At 43.3% G+C, this 12,576-nt stretch carries 9 protein-coding genes; 5 read left to right on the forward strand and 4 right to left on the reverse strand.

Annotated elements, in window-relative coordinates; all coding sequences use genetic code 11:
• The first annotated feature begins 1,297 nt into the window (after nucleotides 1-1,297).
• Nucleotides 1,298-2,467, forward strand: coding sequence for an RNA polymerase sigma factor RpoD (gene rpoD / locus V7K76_RS26110; RefSeq protein WP_069073375.1), 1,170 nt, complete (start codon nucleotides 1,298-1,300; stop codon nucleotides 2,465-2,467).
• A 139-nt stretch (nucleotides 2,468-2,606) separates the two neighbouring features.
• Here rpoD and V7K76_RS26115 read toward each other — a convergent pair whose 3' ends face one another.
• The 3 genes from V7K76_RS26115 to gyrA all read right to left on the reverse strand — a co-directional run bounded on the left by V7K76_RS26115 (nucleotide 2,607) and on the right by gyrA (nucleotide 6,147).
• A complete protein-coding gene (locus V7K76_RS26115; protein ID WP_334777438.1) occupies nucleotides 2,607-2,792 on the reverse strand; it encodes a chlorophyll a/b-binding protein in 186 nt (61 codons plus the stop codon).
• Nucleotides 2,793-3,099: 307 nt separating this feature from the next.
• A complete protein-coding gene (locus tag V7K76_RS26120; RefSeq protein WP_334777439.1) occupies nucleotides 3,100-3,561 on the reverse strand; it encodes a GNAT family N-acetyltransferase in 462 nt (153 codons plus the stop codon).
• 9 nt (nucleotides 3,562-3,570) lie between these two features.
• The gene (gyrA, locus tag V7K76_RS26125) at nucleotides 3,571-6,147 is read right to left on the reverse strand and encodes a DNA topoisomerase (ATP-hydrolyzing) subunit A (RefSeq protein WP_334777440.1); all 2,577 of its coding nucleotides are present in this window, start codon (nucleotides 6,145-6,147) and stop codon (nucleotides 3,571-3,573) included.
• Nucleotides 6,148-6,616: 469 nt separating this feature from the next.
• Between gyrA and V7K76_RS26130 the strand changes: the two genes are divergently transcribed.
• Nucleotides 6,617-7,015 (forward strand): response regulator, encoded by a 399-nt coding sequence (locus V7K76_RS26130; protein WP_292847718.1) that lies wholly within the window; start codon nucleotides 6,617-6,619, stop codon nucleotides 7,013-7,015.
• Between the two features lie 205 nt (nucleotides 7,016-7,220).
• On the opposite strand, the gene V7K76_RS26135 is transcribed toward V7K76_RS26130, so the two are convergent.
• Nucleotides 7,221-8,114, reverse strand: coding sequence for a tetratricopeptide repeat protein (locus V7K76_RS26135; protein ID WP_334777441.1), 894 nt, complete (start codon nucleotides 8,112-8,114; stop codon nucleotides 7,221-7,223).
• Between the two features lie 626 nt (nucleotides 8,115-8,740).
• Here V7K76_RS26135 and V7K76_RS26140 point away from each other — a divergent pair.
• From V7K76_RS26140 to V7K76_RS26150, 3 genes are all read left to right on the forward strand, one after another.
• Nucleotides 8,741-9,244: a hypothetical protein gene (locus V7K76_RS26140; protein ID WP_334777442.1), complete on the forward strand. Its 504-nt coding sequence runs from the start codon at nucleotides 8,741-8,743 to the stop codon at nucleotides 9,242-9,244.
• A gap of 137 nt (nucleotides 9,245-9,381) precedes the next feature.
• Nucleotides 9,382-10,956, forward strand: a complete 1,575-nt coding sequence (locus tag V7K76_RS26145; RefSeq protein WP_334777443.1) for an efflux RND transporter periplasmic adaptor subunit — start codon at nucleotides 9,382-9,384, stop codon at nucleotides 10,954-10,956.
• Between the two features lie 164 nt (nucleotides 10,957-11,120).
• The gene (locus V7K76_RS26150) at nucleotides 11,121-12,401 is read left to right on the forward strand and encodes an ABC transporter permease (protein ID WP_334777444.1); all 1,281 of its coding nucleotides are present in this window, start codon (nucleotides 11,121-11,123) and stop codon (nucleotides 12,399-12,401) included.
• The last annotated feature ends 175 nt before the right edge of the window (nucleotides 12,402-12,576 follow it).

The following is a 12,576-nucleotide window of genomic DNA, read 5'->3' on the forward strand; positions in this document are numbered from 1 at the left end:
ATTACCAACTTCGTTAGAAGCCTAAGTCTAGACAATACTCTTTGCTCTGACTCACTGATTAATTTCGCCTAAACTAGAAACACGTTTCTTATAACCCCAGAAAATAACTGAATATCGTCTATCAAACAGCAATTAATAAGTAATTTGAGGATTTCTGATCATAAGATGACAGAAACTCACCGAAATAAAAGTATTTAAATTTACAATTAAGTTACGTAAAAAAGCTTTGTAACTAAAATCATCAAGTAATCTTCTGGGTTCTGTATGATGGCTGGTGGAAGTACACACCAGAAGTCTGAAAACTTGTTAATATCTTCATGTAGAGTCATAGCGATCGCGATTGTATCGTATGTATCTAATGTACTTTTGCCTAAGATAGGACTATATTGCCGAATTCGCAGGACAAAATGTTTTTGAATTGATTAAAATATCCTTGTATACAATAAGAAGAGTTTGTCAACTTTCATAGGGCTGAAATCGCCACAGTGCGCTAACGTGTGAATAAGGCCGAATTAGTGAAACCTAAATTGATCTCCGATCAGGTCGATTCTGTCACCGCCTTAACTCCTCAGTTAAGGTAGTTAGTACGCACAAGGTTACTGCTTTCAGGCAAACACCACCACCGTTGTTGTATTTACCCAAGGTCAAGACCCACTTGAGTCTAAGGGATGCGTAATTTATGAAGGAAATGTAAAAATGGGTAGGTTAAGATTAATAGTCTGAGTTAACATAAAATGCACTCTTCCTCAGTAATTAATGTTGTGTAAAATACATGAAATTCGGCAAAAGCAAACATACTTACTTCGTCATGTAATAAGAACGTCACTGCAATTCCGAAAAGTGGAAAAAAAATTTCAGGGTATTAATCCCGTTTTTAATGTCTTTTTGGTGAAAGTGGCTAACAGTTGCTTAATGAATTCATGATTAATACACAAAAAGAGTGCAATTTCTGTGAAACAGGCTACAATCGGAAGAGTCTTTATACGAAAATCTGCCAACAGTCTGAACTCATTTGTATAGAGTGGCAAATTTTTTGAAAAAGGCAAGTCTTTATTTGACCAGCTAGTTGAAAGCAATATGTGATAGCAACACATATAACATTTACGAAAGTGAGCAAGTCACCTTTAGTAATTGCTGAAACTAAAGTAAAAACCCTCCTACCGGAGGAGTAAAACGTCCGAAAATATCTCTGGCAAATCTGCCAAAAAGCTTATTTTCGGTTGGCAATTGGCTCGTTTAAAAGAGCAGTAAACACATCTTGAGTAATTGATTCTGCAAGGAGCATGAGGAACGCGGCATGAACCAGGCTAACAACGTACTCGAAAGCATATATCAGCCTGACCTAGAAATCATAAATCAGCCTGAGCTCGAGTTAGAAGAACTCTTAATAGACGATGAAGAGGACTTGCTGATCATCGATGAAGGTGACGAGGAATTTTTAGAGCCTCAGTCTGATGAGGACGACGCAAAGTCTGGAAAAGCCGCTAAATCGCGTCGTCGGACACAAAGCAAGAAAAAGCATTACACAGAAGATTCAATTCGGCTTTACTTGCAAGAAATTGGTAGAATTCGGCTGTTGCGGGCAGACGAAGAAATCGAATTGGCGCGTAAAATCGCCGATTTGCTCGAATTAGAGAGGGTACGCGAAAGACTCTGTGAACAGTTAGATCGCGATCCTCGAGATAGTGAATGGGCAGAAGCAGTACAACTGCCACTACCAGCCTTTCGTTATCGCCTCCATGTTGGTCGTCGGGCGAAAGACAAGATGGTGCAATCTAACCTCCGTCTTGTAGTTTCAATTGCTAAAAAATACATGAATCGTGGTTTGTCGTTCCAGGACTTAATTCAGGAAGGCAGTCTCGGTTTGATTCGTGCCGCTGAAAAGTTTGACCACGAAAAAGGTTATAAGTTCTCCACTTATGCTACATGGTGGATTCGTCAAGCAATTACCCGTGCGATCGCAGATCAATCCCGCACCATTCGTCTTCCAGTTCACCTTTACGAAACCATTTCTCGGATTAAGAAAACTACCAAGTTACTATCTCAAGAGATGGGTCGCAAACCCACTGAAGAAGAAATCGCCACTCGCATGGAAATGACCATTGAGAAGTTGCGGTTCATTGCAAAATCGGCTCAGTTACCAATTTCATTAGAAACGCCAATTGGTAAAGAAGAAGATTCTCGATTGGGCGATTTTATTGAATCCGACGGTGAGACACCAGAAGACCAAGTTTCCAAAAATCTTTTGCGCGAAGACCTTGAAAAAGTCCTCGACAGTCTTAGCCCACGTGAACGTGATGTTCTCAGACTGCGTTACGGCTTGGATGATGGTCGGATGAAAACCCTTGAGGAAATCGGCCAGATTTTCAACGTCACCCGCGAACGAATTCGTCAAATTGAGGCGAAGGCACTTCGCAAGTTGCGTCATCCAAATCGCAACAGCGTTCTCAAGGAATATATTCGGTAGTAATTAAGTCAATAGTCATTAGTCATTATCCTTAAACAAATGACTAAGGACAAATGACAAATGACAAACAAATAAAAAACCTGGTAGTGAATTAGCACTCCAGGTTTTTTTATTTATAGGTCATCTTAGATATTAAAACTTACAGGATGCCCCAAAAATGTAGGAAGCCTTGACCAGAAAAAGCCTCTACCAAAATGGCTGCTGAAAAGCCAATCATTGCCAAGCGACCATTCCAAACTTCTGCTTGTGGGGTAAAGCCCCAACGCCAAGCGTTGCGATCTTCAATTACAGGAGTAGTCACTTTTGTTGTGCTTACATTTGTCATGGTTAGGACTCCAAACTTAATTTTTAAGGTTTATTGCCTTATGTAAACTAATATAACAAAGATTTTGAGAAAGACAACATTTTTTATACTTTTGTCTTCATAGCTTGACATAAATAGAAATAGCTATTTATACAGATTTAAGCATCTGCCTTCAGTGAGATTTACTGAGGTAGAAGAGATGTTATTCAAACTTTTACAGTAATCATCTCTAATTTTATTGAAATTATTATCAAGTAATTTATTTATATGGCTTGATTTATAAAGACTTTGTTATTTTAAGATAAAAATATATTGAAAATTTAAGTCATTAGTAGACAATTTCCATTTCTTTTGAAGTCGAGACAAAACCAAGCTTCTCATAGATACGTTTACCATCCTCAGTGGTGTGAAGCCAGAGGCGTTTTGCCTCAGTTGCTCTCACAAAGCTGATAATTTCCTTTAACAATGCTGTAGCAATTCCTTGTCCTCGCCACATCGGAATTGTATAAACGTTCATAATGTAGGCTTCTAAGCCAGAGAAATTCCCGTTGTAGGGGGGTCGTTGAAAAAATACCAAGCTGCTAGTGGCAACAATTTGACTATCAACTTCAGCTACCCAAGCTAAAAACTCACCCAACGGCATTTTTTCGCCAAGATATTTTCGAGTTGCTTCTGCTAGGTTTGTGGTGTCAGAGTCACCTTTAATATCGCCAGCCTCCCGCAGGAGTTCAAGACGCAGTTGGATTAGCGCCTCTAAGTCCTGCAAGTTGGCTTGTCGGAAGTTGAACATCACTTTAATTTACGATCGCACTTCAGCAACAGTGATGATTTTTTCATCGCGGCTGAGTTGGAGGATGCTTTCACCTTTGACATCTCTACCTAAGAGCGGCACTGTTTCCACAGGTATTCGCACTACCCGTTCCTTATTCGTCACTAAGGCTACCTCGCCAGATGCGTTGGCGTAGCCCGCCGTACCACTTCGTGGAAGCAAGCTACGCGTAGCGTCTCCAAGAGTTGGCATCGCCATCACCATACCAGCTAAGTTGTCAGTTTTGCTAGCAAATTTCAGCGCTTGCGTGCCTAAATCGCCGCGATTAGCCGCTCTTAACTGACTTGCAGCTATCCGCTTGGCATATCCTTCTTGAGTAACTAGCAGCAGTTGGTCATCTTTCCCGACAGTCACACAGCCAACCATTTGCTGATTTTTCAGTAACCGAAATGCTTGTAAACCCATCGCAGAGCGGCCCATGACCGGCAATTGTTCATCATTAACTGCAAAACGCAACACTCGCCCACCGGAACTAGCTAAAATCAGATGCTCTCCTGGAGCGGTGAATTGGGTAAATGACAACTCATCATCGTCTTTGAGCTTCAAAATCGTGATGCCGCGCCGAGTCAGGTTAGTAAATTCTTCCAAAGACAGACGCTTAATTCGTCCTTGTTTTGTTAGGAGAATCATCTGCCTATTTTCAAGATTTTCCGGCAGCAAAAAGCGGCTGACTACAGCTTCTTGAGCGCCTTGAGCAGTACTACTGAGCATCGTAATCAAAGGTTTTCCGCGTGGAGAACGTCCAGTAGTTGGGGGAATTTCTCCCACATTCACCGGATACACTTTGCCCCCACCAGTTAGTATTAGCAAATCTTTCCCGGTGTCGGTCAACACAGTTTGGATAATGAAGTCATTATCATGTAGACCATTTTCAGCTTTTGACTTTCTCCCAGATGGCTGAGTGCGGCGGACATAACCCCGTTGGGTAAATTCTAAAATCGCTTCTTCTACTGGCTCTTCTAATTTTGGATTTTGGATTTTGGATTTTGGATTGTCTTCATCATCTTCTGATCCTTTGTTCTTCTGCTCGTCTGCTTTAGACTTCTGCTCCTCTCCGATTTTCGTCCGTCGGGGATCGTTGTACTTGCGCTTGAGCGATCGCAAATCTTTTTTCAGCGCCTTCAATAATTCGCGGCGATCGTTGAGTAATTGTTCCAACAAGCTAATTTGTCCGCTGATCTGCTCAAATTCTTGCTGCAAATTTTGCTGTTCTAAACTAGTGAGGCGGCGCAACGGCATCGCTAGAATTGCATCTCCTTGTACCTCACTTAAATCTAGTTGGCTACAAAGGTTAATTTTTGCCGTACTCCCATCGGGAGCTTGCCGTAAAATTTGAATTACCTCATCCAAATTAGACAGCGCTTTCAGCAAACCTTCCACCAAATGCACACGACTTTGAGCCTTACCCAACTCGTAATTGTAGCGACGGTTCAGCGTCTCTTCCCGGAAACTCAAAAACTCCTGCAACAGTTGACGCAAACTTAATTGGCGGGGTTGTCCATCCACTATTGCCAGAAGAATGGCCCCAAAAGTCATCTGTAAAGCAGTTTGGTGATATAAATGCTGGAGAATTTCTTGGGGATTGGTATCGCGTTTGAGTTCAATTACTACCCGCATCCCTTCGCGATCGCTCTCATCCCGGAGATCGGAAATTCCTTGCAAGCGTCCTTGATTTACTAAGTCCGCGACCTTCTCAATCCAGGCAGCCTTATTCACTTGATAAGGCAATTCTGTAATGATAATTGCCGTCCGGCGCTTGCTTCCCCTGCTGGCTGGAATTTCTTCCAGAGTTGCGACTCCCCGCAGCAAAATTCCACCTTTACCTGTGGTGTATGCTTCCCGAATTCCTGCCTCACCAATTATTTCTCCACCAGTGGGAAAATCTGGCCCTGGAATTAGCTCAAATAATTTTTCATCTGGCAAATCTGGGTTGTCGATTAAGGCAATTAACCCATCGACAACTTCCCCCAAGTTATGGGGTGGTACATTTGTCGCCATGCCTACGGCAATACCAGAACAGCCATTAAGCAACAGAAACGGCAACTGAGCAGGTAACACTGTTGGTTCTTGCTGGGAATTATCAAAGTTCCCGACAAATTCCACAGTTTCTTCCCCAATTTCTGTCAGCATTCCCTCATGGCTGATGGGTGCAAGGCGCGTTTCTGTGTAGCGCATCGCTGCCGGCGGGTCATTATCGACGCTGCCAAAGTTACCGTGTCCTGCTAGTAAGGGATAGCGGCTAGAAAAGTCTTGCACCAGCCTGACTAAAGCATCGTAAACTGATTGGTCGCCGTGGGGATGGTATTTACCCAACACATCACCCACTACACGGGCACATTTTCGATAGGGTCTATCTGGTACTAAACCAAGTTCGTGCATTGCATACAAAATGCGGCGATGCACTGGTTTTAAGCCATCACGCACGTCTGGTAGCGCTCGCCCGACAATCACGCTCATGGCATATTCTAGATAAGACCGCTGCATCTCGGTATGCAGGGCTGTTGGAATTACCTGTCCCGTTGAGAGAAGGTTTAACTGTTTTGCCATGAGTTTTTTCCCTGAAATTTAACTACACAAAAGCCGATGGAACTCAACACTGCGGCAACCACAGCATAACGGATGAAATGAGGTTCATAACAAAATTTTGATAGTCACAGAAAAAAAGCAGTAGTATCATCCTTGATGACGAGGATGTAAAAGGGATTGGGGACTGGGGATTAGGGATTGGGTAATCAGCGGAAAAATTATGGAATTTGCTCTGAACCCTCCCAGATTTTGGAATGTTTTCTTAGTCCTGAGTACCCAGTCCCGGAGCGGCGTTCCTGCTGCCCCTAACATATAGGTATAGCAGGGTACTCCGACGCTCGAATACTTCCTATCACCGCGACCAGTTAAAAAGGATGCACACGAGTATAATCTACATAAACTTAGTAGCCATGATACTTACAATGATTACATTTGTTAATTTTGAATTCTGGAATTCTTGAATCTCCTCACCTCTATAACTAAAATTCTCATGAAAACTGTTTTAATTGTCGAAGACGATCTAATTAATGCTCGTGTTTTTTCCAAAATTTTGTCCAAGCGTGGCGGCTTGGGTGTGAAACACACTGAAAATGTCGAAGAAGTCATAAAAATTGCCCAATCAGGAGAAGCCGACCTGATTTTGATGGATGTTTCTCTGTCCAGAAGTGTTTACCAAGGTAAGTCTGTCGATGGAATCAAGATTACACAGATGTTAAAATCCGATCCAAAAACAGCAAACTTACCTGTGATTTTGGTGACGGCACATGCTATGGAAGGCGATCGCGAGAACTTTCTCAAGCAAAGCGGTGCTGATGGCTACATTTCTAAGCCAGTTGTTGACCATCAACTGTTTGTTGACCAAATCATCGCACTTTTACCCACAGACTAACACTGAGAATTAACGACTTATTTCAGGAATACTCGCCCGACAATGTTTTTGGGCGAATGGTTCCTGTGTTTTGTTAGTATATATGTACTACGAAAAGGTACTGTTAAGCAAGAGGGGAATGGGGAATGGGGAATGGGGAATGGGGAGTGGGGAATGGGGAGAATGAAAAATTACCTCTTTCCCATCTACTCCCTACTCCCTACTCCTATTGAGTAGGCTGTTTTCTAGGCGTAGGCGCTGATGATGAGTTTTCTCTTTGCTGTAGGGCTGCTTGAATACGGGGTAATTCTAGGAATTTTTTCGTATCAGACAGGAGGCGATCGCCCCAAAGATTTTCTTTGAGGAAATTCAAATTAGCATAGCGCGAATCGATACGGAGTGCAGCTTCTCCCAAGGTTAGTCCTTGTTGGTGATCGCCTTTAGTATAGAGTGCCACTGCCAAGGCTAATAGAGGTTCTGCGGCTTGCTTCTCAAGGCTTATAGCCGATTGCCATCGCTTAATCGCTTCGGGGATATTACCCTGTTCGTAGTTGATTAAGCCAATATTGTTAAGCGCTGGCCAGAATTTTTTATCATGGGAGACTGCTTTATCGTACTGGGCGATCGCATCTGGTAATCGACCCAGCAAATAGTAGGCATTACCCAAATCAAATAAACCCTCTGGATCATTGGGTTTTAACTTCAAACCATCTTGGTAATTGACAACAGCAGCTTGGTAATTTTTCTGTTGAAAATTAGCTGAACCCAAGGCAAACAAAATATCACCATTTTTGGGGTTGATAGATTGCGCTTTTTTTAGACTAGCGATCGCCCCGTCAAACTCTTTAGTTTGCAGTTGCAATCCACCTAACAGCAACCACACCTTATCATTCCCAGGAGCCAGCTGACTAGCCAGCCGCGCTCGTGGCAAAGCTAAGTCAACCTGTTGAAACTGAGCTAGTTGAGCCGCCTCTTGTGCCAAGCTCAACCCCTGCTTCTCTAACTTTGTCGCATCTAGTTGCAGTGTATGGGGTATTAATGCCTGCGCGTTAGCGGCTTTTGGCATACTCCACAAACTACAGATCATTAGAAAAGAAATCAAACGTACATGTTTAGGCACACTACCGCCTTTAAGCCACTAATCAAAGAATCTTTCAGCTAGCTTAAACGATCTGCGCTGTTGACGGTAGCAAAATCTTACCAATCTTGGGGAAAGGGAGGCGGGAGAAATCAATTCAAAATTCAAAATTCAAAATTCAAAATTCAAAATTGAAGAACTTCTACCTCCTCTTTCCCAATAGACATCTCCAGAAATTAAATATGCGTTATCCAAAACCCTTGTAGAGACGTAGCACTGCTACGTCTCTACATTCATTTTCACCAGATGTCTAATAAGCTGTTGCGCCTGCAAATTGCATCACTTGCATGATTAGGCAAAACCTGTAGATCCTCTCCCTTGCTCCCTGCACCCTGCTCCCCTGCCGCCTCAATGTGCAAACTATAATCACAACACCTTACCCAATGCCCATTAGAAAAACTTATGACTTTAGTCATACACCAGTCTGGAATTACTAATGACTTTGGTCATACATCGGTTTAGAGTTTTTGAGTAATAATTAATATGTATGAATTTATACGATGAGGTAAATATTAGACATCTTGATGCCAAAACAAAAGCAACTGTCTAAATTGCTGAATCGGAACCTAAGTACAATAGAACTTGAATCTAAATAAGGAGTCAATTGTATGTTGAAACCAAACCGTGTATCGATAGTCTTAGCTGCTGCTGCCTTGATCATTGTTCCCACTCTCTTGACTGCGCCTGCAAATGCCCAGACGAAAGTCCAGGTTGTTGCTCAAAGGGAGCAAGATCGCGATCGCGACGGCAGATCCGATCCTGGAGATCGGAACCGCGACGGCAGAACCAATTCTGGAGACTGGAACCGCAACGGCAGAACCAATTCTGGAGACTGGAACCGCGACGGCAGAACCAATTCTAGAGAAGTCAGAAACCTTAGAGATCGGGATAATTGGAACCGTGACAATCAATACAGTAGCAGACCAGCCAGACTTCGTAATGGTGATCTCAGATTGGCTAATGGGAGAATTATTCCTGCTAGAGACGTAGTTAGACTTCGTAATGGTTACTCCAGACTTCCTGATGGAGTTATTCTTGGTCCCCATCTGGAATTTTTTGCTCCTGGCTACGTAATTCCTGCTCCTAGACCGCTAATCCAAATAAATCTTTAAAGTGTTGCGATTTTGCCCTTAAACTCTTTTTTGTGAAAACACTAAAAACCCAAGAAATTGCCAGTATATGGCTACCAGGCTATAGTTTTAGGCGTAAATAACTAGCTTGGTAGCCGTTCTTTATAGAAAGCATGGACATGAACGTTGATACACCAAATACCGTAGATTCCCCAGTTCCACTTCCAGAGGTAAAGAAAAAAAAAGGCAGACGTAATTGGCTTTCTTGGTTAATAGCTCTTTGCCTGTTGGGTGGAATTGGCTATGCCGTTTATTACCAAGTAACGGTTGTTCCCCGTCAAGAAGCTAGACGCCGGGTACTGACAAAGCCTGTAGAAAGGCAGAGTTTAACAATTACAGTTTCAGCGAACGGAACGATCAAACCTGAGCGATCAATTAACCTCAGTCCGAAAAATTCCGGTATCTTGAAAAGCCTACTCGCTAAAGAAGGGGATCTCGTCAAACAAGGACAGATTGTCGCTTATATGGATGATTCCAACCTGCGGGGGCAACTTACCTCTGCTCAAGGACAATTGGCACAAGCCGAGGCGAATTTGCAAAAAGCGATCGCAGGTAATCGTCCTCAAGATATTGCTCAATCACAGGGAGCATTAGACGAAGCCCAGGCCAATCTGCAAAAAGTACAAGCAGGTAATCGCTCTCAAGATATTGCCCAAGCACAGGCACAGTTACAAAATACTCAAGCTGCTCTAAGTAAAGCAGAAGATAATTTTCTCCGCAATCAACAAGTTTACAAAGCAGGCGGTATTTCCCTTCAGACTCTCAACCAAAGCCGTGCCGATCGTGATAGCGCCCAAGCCAATGTAAATGCTGCACAGCAAGCACTGGGGTTACAAAAAGCTGGGTCACGTCCAGAAGACATTGACCAAGCACAAGCTGTAGTCAAACAGAGACAGCAAGCTTTGGCACTTGTGAAAGCCGGAACGCGCCAAGAAGATATTGACGCAGCCCGCGCCCAGGTAACATCTGCTCGTGGCTCCTTGCAAAACATCCAAGCCGAAATCAGTGATACGGTGATTCGCGCACCTTTTGATGGTGTGGTGACAAAGAAGTATGCCGATCCAGGTGCTTTCGTGACCCCCACAACCGCCAGCAGTGATGTAGCTTCTTCTTCTTCTTCTTCAATTTTGTCTTTAGCTTCCACAAATGAAGTTGTCGCCAATTTAGCAGAAACAAATATTTCCAAAATCAGCCTTGGTCAAAAAGTCTCGATTCAAGCAGATGCCTACCCAGGAAAGACCTTTGAAGGTAAAGTCAGCCAAATTGCTGCCCAAGCAATAGTAGAGCAAAACGTTACCAGTTTTGAAGTGAGAGTATCACTTTCAGACCCTCAAAGACTACTGCGGTCTGGGATGAATGCAGAAGTAGATTTTCAAGTCGGTCAAGTTGAAAATGCTCTAGTAGTACCAACGGCCTCAGTGGTACGCCAAGAAAATGCCACAGGTGTGTTTGTGGCAGGAAAGAATAACAGACCTGTGTTTACTCCCATTGAGACTGGTGTCACTGCGAATAACTTTACCGAAGTTAAGTCTGGATTGACAGGAGACGAAAGGGTATTGCTCAGTTTCCCACCAGGATCGCGCCCGCAATCAACACCAAGAGGAGGGGTTTTCCCTGGTCTGGGTGGAGGTGGTGGCGGCGGCGGAAGAGGAGCTGGTGGCGGCGGAGGTCGTTCTGGCGGTGGTTCCCCTTAAAGTTAGTTTTAACAATAAAGAATTCAGGAGTCAGGAGTCAGAATTCAGTATGAATAGTATGAATTCAAGTTTGACTAGCGGATAAATATGTGGGTTTAATTCCTCCACTAATTGATTCTGAATTCTGGATTCTGAATTCTGCATTCTTCTTTAAATAAAACCTTATGTTTAAGATATTTAAGGGCTTTTCCAAAACTAAGAATACCCGCACAGTACCGTTTCTGGAAATCTTGACAATGGCGGCAGAGACTCTGTGGAGTAATAAATTACGCACAAGTCTAACTATGTTGGGCGTGATTATTGGGATTTCTTCAGTTATTGCCATTACTTCTGTCGGTCAAGGGGTACAAAAGGGGGTTGAGCAACAGATACAAGCATTGGGTACAGATGTCATCCAAATCTTGGCGGGTGCGGCTAGAAGTGGGAATGTCCGTCAAGGAGTCGGTTCTAGCAGTACCTTGACTTGGGAAGATGCTAAAGCGATCGCTACACAAGCGCCATCAGCACAGATGGTTTCTGCTTATCTCCAACGCAGCGCCCAAGTTGTCTATGCTGGACAGAATACCTCAACAACCATTTATGGCACAGATTTAAACTACCCAGAAGTCAGAAATACTCACCCCCAACAAGGGAGATATTTTACTCAAGAAGAACTAGATACTGCCGCACAGCTGGCTATTCTTGGCCCCACAGTCCAAAAAACACTCTTTGACCAAGGAGCCAATGTCATTGGCGAGAAAATTCGGATTCAGGGAGAGGCTTATGAAGTGATTGGGGTGATGGAACCTAAAGGTTCTCAGGGACCGATGGATCGAGATGACCAGATTTTCATCCCTCTCACTACTATGTCAAAGAGACTAGTTGGGAACAATGCCCTAGTAGGCGTTTCTGTAAATGGAATTTTAGTCAAAGGCGCTAATCAGGAGCAGTTAGAAGCTGCTCAGTTTCAAGTTACCAATCTCTTACGCCTGCGTCATAACATTTATCCGCCACAAGCTGATGATTTTCGGCTGACTAATCAAGCTGATATTGTTAGTACCTTCACTAGTGTTGTGGGTTTATTTACAGTAATGGTGGTAGCGATCGCGGGAATTTCTCTGGTGGTTGGTGGCATTGGTATTGCTAACATTATGCTAGTTTCTGTGGTTGAGCGGACACGAGAAATCGGGATTCGCAAAGCCGTAGGAGCAACTAATTCAGCTATTCTCAATCAATTTTTAGCCGAAGCGATCGTGATTTCCATTGTCGGCGGATGTATTGGTATGACAGTTGGTATTTTATTAGCCTTTATAGCTTCAAGCATTTTCAAATTTCCGTTTATAATTTCTTTCTTGTCGATTATTGCTGGCTTTGGACTCTCGTTAACCGTTGGCTTAATCGCCGGGGTAATTCCAGCAAGGAATGCATCTAAATTAGATCCAATTAACGCTTTAAGAAGCGACTGAGTAATTCGTAATTCGGGGAGCATCCAATTTTGCTTAAATCTTTTCCCTCACCCCCAGCCCCTCTCCCATCTTTGGGAGAGGGGAGACATTAACTCTAGTTCTCCTTCTCCCATCTTTGGGAGAAGGGGTTAGGGGATGAGGGCTATCAAGGTTTTTGCACATTTGGGATGCTCCC

The sequence above is a fragment of the Nostoc sp. genome (assembly GCF_036917975.1).
Classification (GTDB): Bacteria; Cyanobacteriota; Cyanobacteriia; order Cyanobacteriales; family Nostocaceae; genus Nostoc.

Bases quoted from the DNA above. Each gene is read 5' to 3' on its own strand.
- rpoD (WP_069073375.1), top strand. From the start codon at position 1,298: ATGAACCAGGCTAACAACGTACTCGAAAGCATATATCAGCCTGACCTA.
- V7K76_RS26115 (WP_334777438.1), bottom strand. From the start codon at position 2,792: ATGACAAATGTAAGCACAACAAAAGTGACTACTCCTGTAATTGAAGAT.
- V7K76_RS26120 (WP_334777439.1), bottom strand. From the start codon at position 3,561: ATGTTCAACTTCCGACAAGCCAACTTGCAGGACTTAGAGGCGCTAATC.
- gyrA (WP_334777440.1), bottom strand. From the start codon at position 6,147: ATGGCAAAACAGTTAAACCTTCTCTCAACGGGACAGGTAATTCCAACA.
- V7K76_RS26130 (WP_292847718.1), top strand. From the start codon at position 6,617: ATGAAAACTGTTTTAATTGTCGAAGACGATCTAATTAATGCTCGTGTT.
- V7K76_RS26140 (WP_334777442.1), top strand. From the start codon at position 8,741: ATGTTGAAACCAAACCGTGTATCGATAGTCTTAGCTGCTGCTGCCTTG.
- V7K76_RS26145 (WP_334777443.1), top strand. From the start codon at position 9,382: ATGAACGTTGATACACCAAATACCGTAGATTCCCCAGTTCCACTTCCA.
- V7K76_RS26150 (WP_334777444.1), top strand. From the start codon at position 11,121: ATGTTTAAGATATTTAAGGGCTTTTCCAAAACTAAGAATACCCGCACA.